The organism is Myroides sp. TSA_177.3, from assembly GCF_052691955.1.
Window position 1 is genome coordinate 26155 of record NZ_JBQZGD010000004.1, and the last position, 18123, is coordinate 44277.

16 protein-coding genes are annotated in these 18123 nt (G+C 36.7%); 14 read left to right on the forward strand and 2 right to left on the reverse strand.

The window, feature by feature from the left end:
* The first annotated feature begins 3 nt into the window (after positions 1 to 3).
* Both ACUTSE_RS05610 and ACUTSE_RS05615 read left to right on the forward strand, forming a co-directional pair.
* The gene (locus ACUTSE_RS05610; protein ID WP_445639527.1) at positions 4 to 1521 is read left to right on the forward strand and encodes a RagB/SusD family nutrient uptake outer membrane protein; all 1518 of its coding nucleotides are present in this window, start codon (positions 4 to 6) and stop codon (positions 1519 to 1521) included.
* Between the two features lie 127 nt (positions 1522 to 1648).
* On the forward strand, positions 1649 to 2308 hold the full coding sequence (locus tag ACUTSE_RS05615) for a response regulator transcription factor (RefSeq protein ID WP_445639528.1): 660 nt from the start codon (positions 1649 to 1651) through the stop codon (positions 2306 to 2308).
* A gap of 35 nt (positions 2309 to 2343) precedes the next feature.
* On the opposite strand, the gene yihA is transcribed toward ACUTSE_RS05615, so the two are convergent.
* Together yihA and ACUTSE_RS05625 are read right to left on the reverse strand one after the other, a co-directional pair.
* Positions 2344 to 2964 (reverse strand): ribosome biogenesis GTP-binding protein YihA/YsxC, encoded by a 621-nt coding sequence (gene yihA, locus ACUTSE_RS05620; protein WP_002987719.1) that lies wholly within the window; start codon positions 2962 to 2964, stop codon positions 2344 to 2346.
* Positions 2965 to 2968: 4 nt separating this feature from the next.
* A complete protein-coding gene (locus tag ACUTSE_RS05625; protein WP_002987717.1) occupies positions 2969 to 3733 on the reverse strand; it encodes an alpha/beta fold hydrolase in 765 nt (254 codons plus the stop codon).
* 721 nt (positions 3734 to 4454) lie between these two features.
* On the opposite strand from ACUTSE_RS05625, the gene mraZ reads away from it, so the two are divergent.
* From mraZ to ftsA, 12 genes are read left to right on the forward strand one after another with little or no spacing between them, the layout of a single operon-like run.
* Complete coding sequence (gene mraZ, locus ACUTSE_RS05630) at positions 4455 to 4913, forward strand: division/cell wall cluster transcriptional repressor MraZ (RefSeq protein WP_445639529.1); 459 nt, start codon at positions 4455 to 4457, stop codon at positions 4911 to 4913.
* Positions 4906 to 5817, forward strand: a complete 912-nt coding sequence (gene rsmH, locus ACUTSE_RS05635) for a 16S rRNA (cytosine(1402)-N(4))-methyltransferase RsmH (RefSeq protein ID WP_002987713.1) — start codon at positions 4906 to 4908, stop codon at positions 5815 to 5817. Before mraZ ends, rsmH begins: the two co-directional genes overlap by 8 nt.
* Complete coding sequence (locus ACUTSE_RS05640; RefSeq protein ID WP_002987710.1) at positions 5814 to 6173, forward strand: FtsL-like putative cell division protein; 360 nt, start codon at positions 5814 to 5816, stop codon at positions 6171 to 6173. Before rsmH ends, ACUTSE_RS05640 begins: the two co-directional genes overlap by 4 nt.
* On the forward strand, positions 6164 to 8176 hold the full coding sequence (locus tag ACUTSE_RS05645; protein WP_115091809.1) for a penicillin-binding protein: 2013 nt from the start codon (positions 6164 to 6166) through the stop codon (positions 8174 to 8176). Before ACUTSE_RS05640 ends, ACUTSE_RS05645 begins: the two co-directional genes overlap by 10 nt.
* Positions 8173 to 9627 (forward strand): UDP-N-acetylmuramoyl-L-alanyl-D-glutamate--2,6-diaminopimelate ligase, encoded by a 1455-nt coding sequence (locus tag ACUTSE_RS05650; RefSeq protein ID WP_445639530.1) that lies wholly within the window; start codon positions 8173 to 8175, stop codon positions 9625 to 9627. Before ACUTSE_RS05645 ends, ACUTSE_RS05650 begins: the two co-directional genes overlap by 4 nt.
* A 16-nt stretch (positions 9628 to 9643) precedes the next feature.
* Entirely contained in the window at positions 9644 to 10855 is a 1212-nt protein-coding gene (mraY, locus tag ACUTSE_RS05655; protein WP_445639531.1) for a phospho-N-acetylmuramoyl-pentapeptide-transferase, read from the forward strand.
* Positions 10856 to 10858: 3 nt separating this feature from the next.
* Positions 10859 to 12190, forward strand: a complete 1332-nt coding sequence (gene murD / locus ACUTSE_RS05660) for a UDP-N-acetylmuramoyl-L-alanine--D-glutamate ligase (protein WP_445639532.1) — start codon at positions 10859 to 10861, stop codon at positions 12188 to 12190.
* A gap of 24 nt (positions 12191 to 12214) precedes the next feature.
* The gene (locus ACUTSE_RS05665) at positions 12215 to 13456 is read left to right on the forward strand and encodes an FtsW/RodA/SpoVE family cell cycle protein (protein ID WP_036462663.1); all 1242 of its coding nucleotides are present in this window, start codon (positions 12215 to 12217) and stop codon (positions 13454 to 13456) included.
* Between the two features lie 6 nt (positions 13457 to 13462).
* Positions 13463 to 14557 (forward strand): undecaprenyldiphospho-muramoylpentapeptide beta-N-acetylglucosaminyltransferase, encoded by a 1095-nt coding sequence (murG, locus tag ACUTSE_RS05670; RefSeq protein ID WP_002987698.1) that lies wholly within the window; start codon positions 13463 to 13465, stop codon positions 14555 to 14557.
* Between the two features lie 3 nt (positions 14558 to 14560).
* On the forward strand, positions 14561 to 15910 hold the full coding sequence (gene murC, locus ACUTSE_RS05675) for a UDP-N-acetylmuramate--L-alanine ligase (protein WP_445639533.1): 1350 nt from the start codon (positions 14561 to 14563) through the stop codon (positions 15908 to 15910).
* Positions 15911 to 15916: 6 nt separating this feature from the next.
* Positions 15917 to 16654, forward strand: coding sequence for a cell division protein FtsQ/DivIB (locus ACUTSE_RS05680; protein WP_115091802.1), 738 nt, complete (start codon positions 15917 to 15919; stop codon positions 16652 to 16654).
* 9 nt (positions 16655 to 16663) lie between these two features.
* Positions 16664 to 18112 carry a cell division protein FtsA gene (gene ftsA, locus ACUTSE_RS05685; protein ID WP_002987694.1) on the forward strand — a complete coding sequence of 483 codons (1449 nt, stop codon included), beginning with the start codon at positions 16664 to 16666 and terminating at the stop codon, positions 18110 to 18112.
* The last annotated feature ends 11 nt before the right edge of the window (positions 18113 to 18123 follow it).

Below are 18123 nucleotides of genomic sequence, written 5' to 3' on the forward strand. Positions count from 1 at the left end.
CACATGAAAAATTATATCAATTATACAAAAGTTTTATTCTTACTACTTTCTTTGGGATTGGTTTCTTGTGAATTAGAAACTTCGCCAACAGATGCCATGGAGAAAAAAGAAGTATTTAAAACGGTTTCGGGTAGCGAAAAGGTTTTAAATGGAAGTTGGGGGCAATTGATGGAAACATTCAATTCGTATGCGAACCCTGGATTTGGGTCCTTTTTACGTGCCAGCGATGCAATGGGGAATGATGTTGTATTGCAAACCAATAAATATGGTTTTGGATCACATTATCAATTCAATGCCTTGTATGGAAAAGGGGGGACAAATTCATTGAGTTGGAGTCTGGCCTATAAGACTATCAACAACATGAATAATATCTTGGCTAATATTGATGAGGCACAAGGTGATGGAGGAGAGAGAAGAAGAGTGAAAGGTCAAGCATATGCTTTGAGAGGATTTATGTACTTGCATTTAGCATCATCTTATGCTTTTGCGATTGACCATAATCCAAATGCTTTAACCGCGCCGATTTACTTAGAACCAACTACAGCTAAATCACAGCCTGGAAAAAGAGCAACCGTAACGGAAGTGTATAACCAAGCGCTTAAAGATTTGGAAGAAGCCTTGGTATTAATTCCTGAAGGATATGTTCGTGCACAAAAGTTTCAATTCGATAACAATGTAGTTTTAGGTTTATTGGCTCGAGCAAATTTATACGCTAGAAATTGGGAAAAGGCGAAAGAATATTCGGATCGCTTATTAGTGAAGAATGATTATTTGATGAATGAAATAGAGTATAAATCGGGATTTAATGATGTCAATAACCGCGAGTGGATTTGGGGACATCCACAAACACCAGATCAAAGTGATGCGTCGTACCAATTCCATTTTTTAGATGTTACATCAAAAGATAGCTATTACTACAGCTTTAATGCTGATCCGTACTTTAAAGATTTATTTGAAGATGGTGATTATAGAAAATCAATGATTAATTGGGCGCCAGATCCAGGTGCTGATCTAGCGAAAGCTTCTGTAGTTTGGATGCGTTATGGTAAATTTAAATTTAAAGCAGGTCAAATTGCGGATATTGTATTGATGCGTACATCAGAGATTTATTTAATCAATGCGGAAGCAAAAGCACGCTTAAATGATGGAGATGCAATAAATAAATTAAATGCAGTTAAACAGGCTAGAAATGCTGCTTTGGCAACAAACTTATCTGGAAATGATTTACTAGAAGCAATTTGGCTTGAAAGAAGAAAAGAATTATTCGGAGAAGGATTTAGCTTGGTTGATATTGTAAGAAATCAAAAAGCAGTAGTTCGAAAAAAATATGAACAAAGTAAGGTGGAGTATACGTATGTGGTACGCGATGCAAATGGCAATGAGGAAACAATAACAAAATTAATGACCGCTAATGGGCATTATGCGCTGAATTTCCCAGATCAAAGTCCGTTTGTGGCAAATAGCCCGTATTATTTATACCAAATACCAGCAGTAGAAGAGAGAGAGAATCCGAACCTATAATAGTGAGTGGTTCATTAGTTGTTTATTTTATTCAATCAGTAATGGTGGAAAAGGCTGTCTATTTAGGCAGCCTTTTGCTGTTTATTCCTAATATTATTTCACTAATTTTGTACAACAAAGGTAAAATATGGTGCATATTGCTATTTTAGAAGAGAAAGAATTGGTTCGTTTGGGAATAAAAACGATAGCAGAGCAGGTTGCGCAAGAAGAAATCGTTTGGTATGATTTACAAACCGTGCAAGATATTCGTATGTTCTTGAAAAAGAATAGTTCAGGCTATGTGTTTTTTAATCCAACAACCTATCAATTACTACAACAAGTAGATGTGATTTACGAGTTGAAAAATACGTATGAACGCAGTATATGGGTAATGTGGTTAGAAGAGCTACCTGAGATATGGTTAAAGAAAATGTTGCATATGAAATCTGTTAATGGTTTTAATTTATTGCAACAAAAAGATTCATTACAGGAAATCAAAAAAGGGTTAACGACAGTATGGCGTAGAGAAAATTATATTGCCGCTTGTGTACAGGAAGTCTTTAATTCGTATAAAACGACAGCTTTTAAAGTGGATCAAATTTTGACTAATGCAGAACGAGAAATTTTGAAAGAAATTGCGACAGGTAAAATGACGAAAGAAATTGCAGCAGATCGCAATATTAGCATCCATACCGTAATCACCCACCGAAAGAATATTTTTAAAAAATTGGAAGTGAATAGTGTGCATGATGCTACACGATACGCTATTCGAGCAGGAATCATTACCGTGAATGACTATTATATTTAGATACAAAAAAAACTGCCAAGGCAGTTTTTTGTTTTTTATATCGGTAATGGATTCTTGAAGATATCTTGATTGATTGTATCAATATAGTTCAATACTTCATCGCGTCCTGTTTTGTCTTCGGAAGAAGTGATAAAATAAGGAGGCATTTCTTCCCAAATACCACTTAACAGTTGCTTTTTATAATCGGCAACTAATTGAGGTACTTTCGTTTTTCCTACCTTATCGGCTTTGGTAAAAATGATAGCAAAGGGAATACCAGATTCTCCTAAATACTCCATGAACTCTAAATCAATCTTTTGTGCTTCATGTCTGATGTCAATCAAAACAAAAGCAGAAACTAATTGTCTGCGTTTTTCAAAATACTCTGTGATGAATTTCTGAAAAACACCTTTTGTTTTCTTCGATACTTTAGCATATCCATAGCCTGGTAAATCGACTAAAAACCAATTTGAATTAATCTTAAAGTGGTTAATCAATTGAGTCTTTCCAGGTCTTGAAGAAGTCTTCGCTAAAGATTTTGAATTGGTAAGCATGTTGATTAAAGAAGACTTTCCAACATTGGATCTTCCTATAAATGCATACTCTGGTAAAGGCTCATTCGGGCACTTACTTACTTCAGAGTTACTCATTACAAATGCTGCGGTGTTTATTTTCATTGTTTTATATGTTGCGTTCGTTGAACCACTTATTCAATAGTTCATTGAATTCGTCTGGGTGTTCCATCATAGCGGCATGTCCACACTTATCAATCCAATATAGGTTTGAATCAGGTAGCAATTCGTTAAATTCTACAGCAACTTCCGGTGGAGTTACTTTATCGTTTTTTCCCCAAATTAAACAAGTAGGAACATTTATTTTTGGTAAGTCCTTAGACATATTGTGTCGAATTGCACTTTTGGCAATCGTCAACGTTTTAATCAACTTCATGCGATCATTTACAGTAGCAAAAACATCATCTACGATTTCTTTTGTTGCTACAGCTGGATCATAAAACACATCTTCTGCTTTTTTTCGTATATACTCATAATCCCCGCGCTTTGGATAACTATCACCCATAGCACTCTCGTATAGCCCTGAACTTCCTGTCAGCACCATAGCTTTTAGATATTGAGGATACATTTTAGCAAAATACAACGCAATATGACCTCCAAGCGAGTTACCCAATAAAATAACATCTTTATAACCAATGCGCTCAATAAAGTCTTTGACAAACTTAGCAAAGGCTTTGACATTCGTTTTTAAAATGCTATTGGTATATAAAGGCAGTTCAGGAATAATAACTTTATAGCCTTTTTGAGGAAAGAAATTTGCAACTCCATCGAAATTACTAAGTCCTCCCATTAATCCATGTAAGATGATAATTGGTGTTCCTTCACCAACTTCCACATATCGGAATTTACCGTCTTCTTTTAAAGTTCGCTCCATTAGCTCTTACTTGCGATTTTTAAATTCTTACAAATATACATTTTTAATAGAGACAAATATTGTAATAAAAGGATAAAATACAGGAGGAGGTGAAAAAGAAAAGAGGATAGCTGTAGTTCTTTAGGGAAGATGATGCGTTTATGTGCTAGAAAGGCGCATGGTATCAGTAGGTTAGTTGTTGGTTTATCCCTTAGTCCTGGGTTGAAAAGTTCTTTCGTTTTTGCTTTGTTTCTTTTGTGAAGAAGAGGGATTGGACCTCAAAAAGACAAAATCCTCTTGAAAATAAACGAGATTCTCAAAATTTGCATTAAAACAACTTTTTTCGACTAAAAAAGAGATTAAAATAGGGGCTGTTGCTCGAAAAAGGAACATATAAAATGCAAAGAATTAGAGGTGAAAAAACGTCGTTTTTTGCAAAAAATAGTTTCGGCGTTTTTGGTAGATAAATTCGATAATGATTGTCTTAAAAAGAGATTTTGAGTTAAAACAATGGTAAAAAAATAATGACAGGTTGCGAGATGAAAAACGCCGAATAGTATAGGGATAAGTATGTTCAAATCAAGGAGTTTGATGTAAAAACGGCTAAGTATAAGCAATTAATTCGGCTATTGAAGTCAGTAAATACGCGATTTTTAGAAAACTTATTAACAAAGTGGGTAAAAGTGGGTAAAAGTGGTAAAAAAATAATTACATTTGCTAAGTATATATATATAAACAAATTTTGACGTCGATTATTGGTACATACGAGTGTAAAGTCGATACCAAAGGTAGGGTATTGGTGCCTGCTTCTTTGAAGAAGCAGTTGCCTGCTATGGCCGATGGTTTTGTACTGAAAAGATCGGTGTTTGAGACGTGTTTGGAATTGTGGCCAATGGCTGAATGGGAGAAGATGATGTTGAAGATCAACAAACTGAATCCTTTTGATAAAAAAGTAGATACGTTTATTCGCGCTTTTATGGCGGGAGTTAAACTTGTAGATATTGATGATGCAGGTCGTTTGCTAATTGCAAAGGATCTGTTGCAGTTTGGAAGTATTACGAAAGAAATCGTAATGGCATCCAAAGTGAATATCGTCGAAATATGGGATAAAGACCTGTATGAAGCTACTTTAGAACCAGAGGATTTTGATTTTGGAGCGTTGGCGCAAGAAGTAATGAGTAATATTAGTTTTGATGAGTAAAGATTTATACGCATATCATAGACCTGTTTTGTTAACCGAAACAGTGGATGGATTAAATATCCGTCCCGATGGCGTTTATGTGGATGTGACATTTGGTGGTGGCGGACATTCAAGAGAAATTTTGAGCCGCTTGGGTGAAAATGGGAAATTATTCGCATTTGATCAGGATGATGATGCAGTGAAAAATGCAATTGATGATCCTCGATTCGTCTTGATTAATCAAAACTTTAGACACTTGAAACGCTATTTGAGATTTTATGGTGTACGCGAAGTAGATGGAATCTTAGGTGATTTAGGTGTTTCGTCTCATCAGTTTGATGTTGCAGAACGCGGTTTTTCTACTCGTTTTGCAGGGGACCTCGATATGCGCATGAATCAAAAAGGTGAATTATCAGCGTATCATGTAGTCAATGATTATGACGAGAAAGATTTGCGATATGTGTTGAGCGTATATGGAGAGTTGAACAATGCGGGTGCAATGGCGCATACCATTGTTAATGCACGAGCAAATGGAGAGATAAAAGATACGGATCAACTGAAACAAGTATTGGCTCGATTTCTACCTGCACACAAGACAGCTAAGATTTTAGCGCAAGTGTATCAAGCTATTCGAATTGAAGTAAATCAAGAGATTGAAGTACTAAAAGAATTGTTAGAACAAAGTGTTGAGGTGCTGAAGCCAGAAGGAAGGTTGAGTGTGATTTCATATCATTCATTAGAAGATCGCTTAGTAAAGCGCTTCATGAAGAATGGAATGTTTGAAGGGGAACCAGAACGCGACATGTTTGGAAGATTTGAAGTTCCGTTGAAACAATTAGGAAAACTCATTGTTCCGACAGAGGAAGAAATAGCAGTAAATAACAGAGCTCGATCAGCGAAGTTGAGAATTGCCGAGAAAAAATGAAAAAAACAATAGCAAGTCCAGTAGATGTAATAAAAGCTAAAATTCTCGTGAACGAGAATTCCGCGAAGACGTGGGCCTTTATTATATATGTGATTGTGTTAGGAATGATACTGATTGGAAACACCCAACGATACGAATCGAAAGTGTTTAAAATTGGAAAATTAACCCACGAAGTGAAAATGCTCCGTGCTGAGTTTGTCGCAACGCGATCAGAACTTATGGAACTGAAAATGGAATCGACAATTACTCGAAAATTAGAAGAAGAAGGAATATATCCTTCTGAAACACCACCGCAAAAAATTAAGGTGTTGAGGGAGGTAGACAATAAAACATTTTGGAATAAACTATGGCCCTAGGTAACAAAAATATTTATGTCAATATTTATGTCGTCACTGCGATAGTATTGCTACTAGCAGGAGGGGTAATTTATAGGATGCTATTAATTCAAGGAGTAGAAGGGAGTGAGCTTCGTCAAAAAGCGCGAAGTGAAAACCGAGTGAAAGAGGAAATAATAGAAGCCAATAGAGGAAATGTTTATTCTGCTGATGGAAGCTTATTAGCCACATCAGTGCCGGTCTTTGAAATACGTTTTGACGGGGTTGCACCCAAACAAGAAAACTTTGAAAAAGAAGTAAAACCATTAGCGGATTCGCTAGCTGTGATGTTTCGCAAACCAAGCGCATATTATGAAAATATGTTGCGAAAAGGTAGAGCATCTAAAAGCCGATATATTCTTATCGCTCGAAATTTGAGCTATGTTGAATATGTGCGAATCAAAAATTTCCCTCTTTTTAAACGAGGAGGAAATGGTGGAGGTTTTATTTCTTCTCAAAAAACGGTTCGCCAGCATCCAATTGGAAGAATTGCAAAACGTACCATTGGGTATGAACGCAAGAATGAAGATGGGACATTCGGAAGGGTTGGAATTGAAGGCGCTTTTACAAATTATCTGAGTGGATATGACGGAAAGCGTAAAATGCAAAGTTTAGCGAAGAATCAGTGGAAACCAATTAATGATGAGAATGAAATTGAACCGATTGATGGAAAGGATATCATCTCAACCATTGACGTGTACATTCAAGATATTGCACATCACGCTTTGTTGCAGTCGTTAGAGAAGTACAGCGCAGATCACGGTTGTGTGATTGTAATGGAAACGAAAACGGGCGCTATTCGTGCAATTTCGAATCTTGGACGAGATGAGAAAACGGGAGGGTACTATGAAACGGTGAACTATGCAGTGGGAGAAAAACACGAGCCTGGTTCGACGTTTAAATTAGCCTCACTTTTAGCATTGTTAGAGAAAAAGCAAATAGATACGGCTCGTATTTATGATACAAATGAGGGAGTGGTTCGCTTTTATAATGCAAGAGTACGCGATTCCAAACATGGAGGATATGGTAAAGTTTCCTTAGCAAGGGGAATTGAATTGTCTTCGAATACTGTAATTACACAGGCAGTAGATGAAGCATTTAAAAATGACCCGAAAGTTTTTACGGATTATTTGAGCTCTTTGTGGATGGATAAGCCCTTGGGATTAAAGATAAAAGGAGAAGCAATTCCTTATGTACCTAAGCCAGGAAAAAAAGGATGGAGCGGATTAGCCTTGCCTTGGATGGCTTTTGGATATGGTTTATCAGTAACGCCTTTGCAAACCTTGACCTTATATAATGCAGTAGCTAATGATGGTGAAATGGTCAAACCTTATTTCGTGTCTGAAATCAAAGAATTTGATCAAACGATACAAAAATTTGATAAGGTTGTGTTGAATCCGCAAATTGCCTCACCAGATGTTATTCATCAAGCGAGAGCAATTTTAGAAAATACAGTGAAAAAAGGAACAGGTAGAAAACTGTACTCACCAAACTTTTCTATGGCTGGTAAAACAGGAACCGCACAGGTGAATTATGGAAAAGGAAAAGGATATGGTTCAGACATGTACTATTCTTCTTCTTTTGCTGGATATTTTCCAGCTGATAACCCAAAATATTCGTGTATCGTCGTGATTCATAAACCCGATCGATCTAAGAGTTATTATGGAGCGGATGTAGCAGGACCTGTATTCAAGCGAATTGCGCAGAAAATATATACAGATGTTCCTACAACGAAAGAAATGAGAGACTCCAATGAGGTGCCAACAAGTATTGTAGAAAGTTATCAATCTTTCTTGGTACAAAATCAATTTGGAGAGGCAATGATGCCAGATGTAAGAGGAATGCAAGTCATGGATGCCTTGCCTTTATTGGAGAACTTAGGATTAAAAGTTCAAGTCAAAGGGGTAGGAAAAGTCAAAACGCAATCAATACTAGCAGGACAAAAAATAGATAAGAATCAAAAAGTAGTTTTAGAACTATCGTGAAAAAGATAAAAGACATATTATACAAAGTAGAGATACAGTCTATTGTTGGATCGACAGATGCAACAATAGACCATTTGACTTTTGACTCACGTCAAGTGAAGTCAAACACTTTGTTTATTGCCATAGTAGGTGAAGTAGTGGATGGGCATGCCTATATCAAGCAAGCAATTGAGCAAGGAGCAACGGCTATTGTATGTCAAGTTTTGCCAAGTGATTTGGTAGAAGGTGTAGTCTATGTTGTTGTAGAAGACAGCAACAGAGCTTTAGCGCTTATCGCAGCTAATTTCTATGACAATCCTTCACATAAATTAAAATTAGTTGGTGTAACGGGAACGAACGGAAAAACAACAATCGCAACATTGTTGTATAATATGTTCACCAGTTTAGGATATAAAGTAGGATTACTATCAACAGTAAATATCCGCATAGGAGCAGCGCTTTACGAAACTTCTCATACAACGCCTGATTCAATTACTATTAATGCGTATTTGAATCAAATGGCAGAAGAAGGATGTGAATTCTGCTTTATGGAAGTGAGCTCACATGGTGTGGTTCAACATCGTACATTCGGACTTCATTTTGAAGGAGGAATTTTTACGAATTTGACGCATGACCATTTGGATTACCACAAAACATTTGCCGCTTATCGCGATGCAAAAAAAATGTTCTTTGATCAGTTAGGGAAAACAAGTTTTGCTTTGACTAACCTAGATGATAAAAACGGCCCTATAATGGTACAAAATACCAAAGCAAAGGTTTGTACGTATGCGTTGAAAAACATGGCGGATTACAAAGGGCAAATTCTAGAAAGTCAATTTTCTGGGATGTTGATGAAAATCAACCAGCAAGAATTGTGGGTACAGCTAATCGGTGCATTCAATGCCTCTAATTTATTGGCGGTATTAGGTGCAACAGTAGAATTAGGCGTGCCACAAGAAGAAGCATTGGTACACTTGAGTAAGTTAGCAAGTGTGGAAGGTCGTTTTCAATACATTGTTTCATCTAAGCAGGTGACAGCAATTGTTGATTATGCGCATACTCCGGATGCTTTAGCTAATGTTATTGCAACAATTAATAGCATTCGCACCAACAATGAGCAACTGATTACGGTTGTTGGATGTGGTGGGAATAGAGATAAAACAAAACGCCCAGAAATGGGTAAAATAGCATCTGATTTGAGTAATAGAGTAATCTTTACTTCAGATAACCCTCGATTCGAGGAGCCTGCAGCGATATTGGAAGATATTGAAGCAGGAGTTGAACCACAAAACAAAATGAAAACGGTTGTGGTTGAAGACAGAAAACAAGCGATTAAACTAGCTTGTCAACAAGCCACTGCGGGTGATATTATATTGATTGCAGGGAAAGGGCACGAAACGTATCAAGAGATAAAAGGAGTAAGAAGTCATTTTAGTGACTTAGAAATAGTAAAGGAGTTTTTAGAACTATAGAAAAGGAAGAATAGTTATGTTGTATTACGTATTTCAATACTTAGAAAGTTTTTTCAAGATACCTGGAGCAGGCGTGTTCCAGTATATTACGTTTCGTTCAGGTATGGCGATGATCTTCTCTTTGTTGATCTCCATTATTTACGGAAAGCGAATTATCTCGCGTTTGAGAAAAATGCAAATTGGAGAAACAGTTAGAGAACTAGGTTTAGAAGGACAAAAAGAAAAATCAGGAACCCCAACAATGGGTGGTGTTATCATCATTATTGCAACTTTAATCCCTGTATTATTGTTTGCGAAATTAGATAATATCTATGTGTTGTTACTTATTTTAACAACCATTTGGATGGGAGCTATTGGGTTCTTAGATGATTATATTAAAGTATTTAAGAAAGATAAAGAAGGGCTAAAAGGACGATTTAAAGTGGTGGGCCAAGTTGGTTTAGGACTTATTGTTGGAGCAGTTTTATATTTTAGCCCAGCGGTTACCGTTCGAGAAGTACCATCGAAACACATGCTAAGTGAAGTGGCGATAAGTCAATACGATGTGAAATCTACAGCAACAACAATTCCTTTCTTTAAGAATAACGAGTTTGATTACAGTATGTTAATCAGTTGGATGGGAGAGGACGCGCAGGATTATGCTTGGTTGATTTTTATTCCCATCGTTATTTTTATTGTAACAGCGGTGTCTAATGGGGCGAATTTAACAGATGGAATTGACGGCTTAGCCGCTGGTACCTCTGCAATATCCACTTTTGTGTTGGGTATTTTTGCCTTTATATCGGGGAACGTAATTTTTGCAAATTACCTCGATATCATGTATATCCCCAATTCAGGGGAAATGACCGTCTTTGTCTCCGCGTTTATTGGAGCATTGATTGGATTCTTGTGGTATAATACATTCCCCGCTCAAGTATTTATGGGCGATACAGGAAGTTTAACCATCGGAGGAATTATCGCAGTATTAGCGATAGCCGTACGCAAGGAGTTATTGATTCCAGTGTTATGCGCTGTGTTTTTTGCAGAAACACTATCGGTAGTATTGCAAGTGAGTTATTTTAAATACACGAAAAAGAAATATGGTGAAGGAAGGCGAATATTTTTAATGTCACCCCTACATCACCATTTCCAAAAGAAAGGATACCACGAAAGTAAAATCGTTACCCGTTTTTGGATTATCGCGATTCTTTTAGGTGTATTCTGTGTGATTTCATTAAAACTGAGATAAGACATGAGAGTGGTTATTTTAGGAGGAGGAGAAAGTGGCGTTGGAACAGCTTTATTGGCTATTGAAAAAGGATATGACGCTTTCGTTTCAGATTATGGAATCATCCAAGAAAAATATAAAGAAGTTCTTATACATCATCATATCGATTGGGAAGAACAACAACATACAGAAGCGAAGATATTAAATGCAGATGTGGTTGTAAAAAGCCCTGGAATTCCAGATAAAGCGCCAATCGTAAAAAAAATTGTAGCAGAAGGAATTAAAGTAATTTCTGAAATAGAGTTTGCTTATCCTTTTAATGATGCGTTGTCGGTTGCTATTACAGGAAGTAATGGAAAGACGACAACTACGATGTTAACGTATCATGTTTTACACCGCGGTGGATTAAACGTCGGCTTAGGTGGAAATATTGGTCAAAGTTATGCGGAGCAAGTGAAGGTGGATCCTGCAAAATGTTATGTTTTGGAGTTAAGTAGTTTTCAATTAGATGGTATCGAAACCTACAGACCCCATATTGCAGTAATCACTAATATTAGTCCCGATCATTTAGATCGATACGACTATAAATATGAGAATTATATCGCTTCAAAGTTTCGAATTACGATGAATCAGACCGAAGAGGATTACCTGATTTATGATTATGACGATGTGGAGATTCAGAAATGGTTGAGCGAACATGAGGTAAAAGCACATAAATTACCTTTTTCTATTAAACATAAACTAGAAGAAGGAGCTTATGTGGAAGACGATAAAATTATAGTGAATATGAGTGATGAAAAATTTGTATTACCTATTAAGGAAGTGGCTCTCGAAGGGATGCACAACTTAAAAAATGTTATGGCAGCAACAACAATAGCACAGTTAAAGCGAATTCGAAAAAATGTAATACGTGAAAGTTTGTCAGATTTTCAAGGAGTTGAACATCGTTTAGAGAAAGTACTGAAAGTAGAAAACGTCCAATATATTAACGATTCGAAAGCAACCAATGTAAACGCTACTTTCTTTGCTTTAGAAAGTATGAAAACACCAACGGTTTGGATTGTTGGGGGCGTAGACAAAGGAAATGACTACGATGAGTTGATGCCTTTAGTACGTGAAAAGGTAAAAGCAATTGTTTGTTTGGGTATTGATAACCAAAAAATAAAAGCGGCATATGAAAAGGTTGTAGATGATCTAGTAGAAGTACAATCCATGCATGATGCAGTTGTTCAGGCAAAAGCTTTAGCTGAAGGTGGAGATACTGTTTTACTATCACCAGCTTGTGCAAGTTTCGATTTGTTTACCAGCTATGAAGATAGAGGAAGACAGTTCAAGGAGGAAGTAATGAAATTATAACAATAGATAAATTAGAGGTAGATGATGAAAAAATTACTTTCATTATTACACGGAGATAAGATTATATGGGCATTAGCAATTTTATTGGCCATGCTTTCTTTTTTACCAGTTTATAGTGCAAGTACGAATCTAGTTTATACCATCGGAACGGGAAAGGCAACGACTGATTACTTGTTTCGACATTTCGTTCATTTATTTATTGGAATTTGCATCATGTGGTATTTTCACAAAAGAGACTATGCGCTCTTTCGGAAAATCGCCATTATCGGTATGCCCATTATTGCATTGATCTTGTTGTACACCTTGTTGAAAGGAAATACAATTGGAGGAGCCAATGCAAGTAGATGGCTGAAGATTCCCTTATTAGGGCAGTTTCAACCTTCTTCTACAGCAGCTATTATCTTGCTGATGTATGTGGCGCAATACCTCACCGGCATTAAAGATGAAGTCGTGTCTTTTAAAACATCTTTTTGGCAATTATGGGTTCCCGTATTAGTCATTATAGGATTGATTTTACCAGCCAACTTCTCTACAGCCGCTTTGATCTTTTGTATGGTCTGTGTTTTGGTATTTATTGGAAAATATCCTTTTAAATACTTGCTGTCCATCATCGGAATTGGCGCTTGTGGGATGCTGATGTTTGTGTTAGTGGCTAAAGCTTTTCCAGGGGCATTTCCCAATCGTGTGGATACTTGGATTAGTCGTATTGACCGCTTTACCGGACCGGATGATGGAACACGCGATTTGTATCAAGTAGAAAATGCAAAGATGGCAATTGCTAATGGTGGTTTATTTGGGGTAGGACCTGGTAAAAGTGTTTTGAAAAACTTTTTACCTCAGTCATCTTCGGATTTTATCTATGCCATCATTGTCGAAGAATGGGGATTATTCGGTGGATTAACCATCTTAGGAATTTACCTTTTGCTGTTTTATCGCTTTTTAATTGCGGTACATAAAGCACCCACGCTCTTTGGAAAATTATTAGTCGCCGGATTGGGATTCTATCTCATCTTTCAGGCATTAATTAATATGGGCGTAGCCGTTTCGCTTTTACCTACAACAGGACAAGCTTTACCGCTAGTCAGTAGTGGAGGAACCGCTATTTGGATGACGTGTTTTGCTATTGCCGTAATCTTGAGTGTAACCAAGAAAGAAGCAGAAATACAAGCCGAAGAACAAAAGAAAAAAGAAGAGGAAGCATTGGAACAAGAAATGCTACATGATTTACATATCGAACGATTAGAAAAAAATAGTATAGAAGAATAAAAGCAAATGGAACGTAAACCAAAGTTTATTGTAAGTGGAGGAGGAACAGGAGGGCATATCTTTCCTGCATTGGCAATTGCCGATGAATTGAAAGTGAGATTTCCTGAAGCCGATATTCTTTTTGTAGGGGCAGAAGGAAAAATGGAAATGCAACGTGTGCCTGAAGCAGGATATCCTATCGAAGGATTGTGGATTTCTGGTATTCAACGCAAATTGACACTAGACAATTTGATGTTTCCTTTTAAGTTATTAAGTAGCTTAAAGAAATCAAGAAAGATTGTCAAGCAATTTCAACCGGATGTTGTTATTGGAACTGGAGGATTTGCTAGCGGAGCTGTGGTGAAAGTAGCTGCTGGAAAAGGAATCCCAACACTGGTACAAGAACAAAATTCGTTTCCAGGTATTACGAATAAGCTCCTAGGTAAAGAAGTGGATAAAATATGTGTGGCGTACGATGGATTGGAACAATTTTTCCCAAAGCACAAAATAATAAAAACAGGTAATCCTGTTCGTCAAGGATTACTTGATGTAGCATCAAAAAGAGAAGAAGCTACGGCCTATTTTGGATTGGATCAATCAAAAAATACGCTGTTGGTTTTGGGAGGAAGTTTAGGTGCACGTAGAATTAATCAATTGATCGAAGAACAACTGCCATTATTTAAAGAAATGGGCATACAGTTGATTTGGCAATGTGGGAAGTTCTACTATGAGGAGTATAAGCAGTATGAATCTGCAGAAGTAAAAGTTCGCGCGTTTTTGGATCGCATGGATTTAGCGTATGCAGCCGCAGATAGCATTATTTCTCGTGCAGGGGCTTCATCGGTATCGGAGCTTGCATTGGTTGGAAAAGCAGTGATTTTTATTCCATCACCTAATGTAGCAGAAGATCATCAAACCAAAAATGCGAGAAGCATCGTCGAACAAGATGCCGCACTTTTGATTAAAGAAAGCGAGTTAGCTGATACGTTTGTCACAACGTTCAAAGACTTGTTCAACAATAAAGAAAAACAAATGAAGCTGGGACAAAATTTTAGAAAATTAGCTTTACCCCAAGCAACAAAAGATATAGTAGATCAGATCGTAGAATTAATGAAGAAGTAAGAAATGGATATGAATAGCATTAAGAGCGTATATTTTATAGGAATAGGAGGCATCGGTATGAGTGCTTTAGCTCGTTATTTTAAATTCATTGGAAAAGAAGTTGCAGGATACGATAAAGTATCTACGCAATTAACACAAGAATTAGAAGCCGCAGGAATTGAGATTCACTATGAAGATAATGTAGACTTAATTCGCGCAAATTATAAAGAAGTAGCATCAACGTTAGTTGTAGTTACGCCTGCAGTTCCACAAGAACATTCCGAATGGAATTATTTCAAATCAAATCAATTTGAAATCAAGAAACGTTCAGAAGTATTGGGAATTATTACCAAAGATACCTACTGTTTTGCAGTAGCTGGTACACATGGTAAAACGACGACGACAAGTATCTTAGGACATTTGTTATTTCAAGCAGGATTAGATGTTACCGCATTTGTAGGGGGAGTAGTCGAAAACTACCAAACCAATTTAATCGGAAGCGGTAAAACAATTACAGTAGTAGAGGCAGATGAGTTTGATCGTTCTTTTTTGCGTTTGTTCCCTAATGTAGCCTGTATCACTTCAACAGAAGCGGATCATTTGGATATATTTGGAACGGCAGAAGAAATGTTGGTTGCTTTTAAAGATTTTGCTCAACGTTTACCAGAAGCAAATAAATTATTTGTTACAGAAGTGGTAGACTTAGCTGGAATCCAAGTCGGATTTGGATTGGATTGTAGCTATCAAGCGAAAGATATAAAAGTAGTAGACGGATGGTATGTGTTTGATATCGTAACACCGAAGGAAACGATTCACGATGTTTCTTTTGGTTTACCAGGAAGACACAATTTATCCAATGCACTAATGGCTTTTGCAATGGCAAGTGACTATGGAGTAGATACACAAAAGTTGGTCGAAGGGTTGAAAAGCTTCCGCGGTGTACGCCGAAGATTCTCGTATAAAATTAGACGAGAAGATTTAATTTACATCGATGACTATGCCCATCATCCAACAGAAATCAAAGCCGCAAGTCAGGCCGTTCACGAAATGCACGGAGATAAAAAGATTGTAGCTGTGTTTCAACCACACTTGTACAGTAGAACAAGAGATTTTATGGATGAATTTGCAGCCGCTTTATCTACATTTGACAATGTGATATTGTTGGATATTTATCCTGCACGCGAATTGCCAATTGAGGGAGTTACCTCAGCAAAATTGTTAGCGCAATTAACGTCAAAAGAAAAGCAATTAGTGGCTAAAGAGGAATTAATTACACATTTAAAAGCATCAGATGCTGAGATCATTCTGACGATTGGAGCAGGTGATATTGGAGAAATGGTGCAAGACATAAAAATAGCTTTAGAAAGAAAATAAAAAAAAATGAAAAAATTGTTGAAGAAAATAAAATGGTCAGATTTGCGCATTTTGATGATGCTAGGAGTCTTATTGTTTTTATATTCTTTTAGCAATGACCGAAGCACACACCGTAATTTAAAAGGAGTAGATATTATTTTTAAAGGAGAAGAAACACATTTTGTAACTTCTAGTGATGTAAAAGATATTGTAACGAATAAAAGCGGTAACATTATAGCTCAAGATCGAACAACAGTCGATTTAAATACGTTAGAAAAAGGGGTATTACAAAATAAACTGATTAAAGAAGCGGAGGTATATGTAACCATTGATGGGGTTTTAAAAGTTGAAGTCAATCAAAAAAAAGCGATTGGACGTGTGGTGGGAGAAGTAGAATCGTACTATTTGGATGAAAACGGAAGTCGCATGCCTTTATCTGATAATTATGCGGAACGCGTAGTTCTAGTTGAAGGAAACATTAAGAATGAAGCGCAAGGCGAATTAAAACGCATGTTGGACGTGATTAATGGCGATGAATTTTTAAAACAAGAAATCACAGGAATTAGTATTCAACCTGATGAAGTGATTTATTTGAAAAGTCGAGTAAATAAGTTCCAAATTTTGTTTGGAAGTTTCAATGAAATGGAACGAAAACTTATGAATTACAAAGCTTTTATGCAGTATGCAATGAATGAGAATATAGATATAGATAGTTATAAAAAGATCAATCTGAAATTTACCCAACAAGTGGTGTGTTCAAAATAAAAATTGAGTATGGAAAAAGAAAATATAGCTGTTGGTTTAGACATTGGGACAACGAAGATTGTTGCAATGATTGGTAAAAAAAATGAATACGGGAAGCTCGAAATCTTAGGTTTAGGAAAAGCAAAGAGTTTGGGTGTGAAAAGAGGAGTGGTGAATAATATTACACAAACCATTCAATCGATTCAACATGCGGTGGCTGATGCAGAAACTCAAGCAGGTTATAAGATTAAAAATGTTGTAGTGGGTATTGCTGGTCAACACATCAGAAGTATTCAACACAGTGATTATATTAGTCGTCCAAATCCTGATGAGGTAATTGGAGATAAAGATATTGAACAATTGATTAATCAGGTGCAGAAATTGAGTATGTTGCCAGGAGAAGAGATTATTCATGTTTTACCACAAGAATTTAAAATAGATGGAGAACCGGGAATTAAAGAACCGGTAGGAATGTATGGTAGTCGATTAGAAGCTACGTTTCACGTAGTTGTTGGTCAGGCAGCTTTGATTAAGAACGCAGGACGTTGTATCAAAGATGCGGGCCTTGAACTAGCGGGGATTACCTTAGAACCTTTAGCATCTGCAGAGGCAGTACTGAGCCAAGAAGAGAAAGAAGCAGGAGTTGCTTTGATTGATATAGGTGGAGGTACAACGGATTTAGCTATTTTTAAAGATGGGATTATCCGCCATACTGCTGTAGTGCCTTTTGGAGGAAACGTAATTACAGAAGATATCAAAGAAGGATGTTCGATTATTGAGCGTCAAGCAGAGATTCTAAAAGTAAAATTCGGTTCTGCATGGCCAGGAGAAAATAAGGACAATGAAATTGTCTCTATTCCAGGTTTACGAGGAAAAGAACCCAAAGAAATTTCTTTAAAAAATCTTTCGAAGATTATAAATGCTCGTGTAGAAGAAATTATTCAATTGGTTTTTTCAGAGATTAAGAGTTATGGATATGAAAATCCACAGAAAAAATTAATCGCAGGAATTGTTTTAACAGGAGGAGGTTCAGAACTCAAACACATTAAACAATTAGTCGAATATATTACAGGTATTGATACCCGTATTGGATATCCAAATGAGCATTTAGCTGGAGATTCAAGTTTAGAAGTTTCAAGTCCATTATATGCAACGGGAGTTGGATTGGTGATGGAAAGTGAAAAACACCGCAAAAGAGGTGCTGTTTCAGTAGAAGAATTAAAAGCTGTTGAAACTAAAGTTGAATCAAAACCAGAAGAAAGAAAGGTCGTGTATCCTTCTCCTGTAGAAGAAGAAGTGGTAAATACGCAAAAAGAGCCTGTTGAGCGCGTTATTCAACCTCGTGTTGAAACGATCTCACAACCTAAGGAAGAACAAAAAGAAGGACAGCCAAGTACAAGTACAGCTGATCGCTTCGAAAGTAGTTTCATAGGGAACTTTTTTAGAAAAATTAAAGAATTTATTGAAAAGCAAGAATAATAAAACGATAC

Coding starts and splice junctions, on each gene's coding strand:
- ACUTSE_RS05610 (WP_445639527.1), top strand. CDS start 4: ATGAAAAATTATATCAATTATACAAAAGTTTTATTCTTACTACTTTCT.
- ACUTSE_RS05615 (WP_445639528.1), top strand. CDS start 1,649: ATGGTGCATATTGCTATTTTAGAAGAGAAAGAATTGGTTCGTTTGGGA.
- yihA (WP_002987719.1), bottom strand. CDS start 2,964: ATGAAAATAAACACCGCAGCATTTGTAATGAGTAACTCTGAAGTAAGT.
- ACUTSE_RS05625 (WP_002987717.1), bottom strand. CDS start 3,733: ATGGAGCGAACTTTAAAAGAAGACGGTAAATTCCGATATGTGGAAGTT.
- rsmH (WP_002987713.1), top strand. CDS start 4,906: ATGAGTAAAGATTTATACGCATATCATAGACCTGTTTTGTTAACCGAA.
- ACUTSE_RS05640 (WP_002987710.1), top strand. CDS start 5,814: ATGAAAAAAACAATAGCAAGTCCAGTAGATGTAATAAAAGCTAAAATT.
- ACUTSE_RS05645 (WP_115091809.1), top strand. CDS start 6,164: ATGGCCCTAGGTAACAAAAATATTTATGTCAATATTTATGTCGTCACT.
- mraY (WP_445639531.1), top strand. CDS start 9,644: ATGTTGTATTACGTATTTCAATACTTAGAAAGTTTTTTCAAGATACCT.
- murD (WP_445639532.1), top strand. CDS start 10,859: ATGAGAGTGGTTATTTTAGGAGGAGGAGAAAGTGGCGTTGGAACAGCT.
- ACUTSE_RS05665 (WP_036462663.1), top strand. CDS start 12,215: ATGAAAAAATTACTTTCATTATTACACGGAGATAAGATTATATGGGCA.
- murG (WP_002987698.1), top strand. CDS start 13,463: ATGGAACGTAAACCAAAGTTTATTGTAAGTGGAGGAGGAACAGGAGGG.
- murC (WP_445639533.1), top strand. CDS start 14,561: ATGGATATGAATAGCATTAAGAGCGTATATTTTATAGGAATAGGAGGC.
- ACUTSE_RS05680 (WP_115091802.1), top strand. CDS start 15,917: ATGAAAAAATTGTTGAAGAAAATAAAATGGTCAGATTTGCGCATTTTG.
- ftsA (WP_002987694.1), top strand. CDS start 16,664: ATGGAAAAAGAAAATATAGCTGTTGGTTTAGACATTGGGACAACGAAG.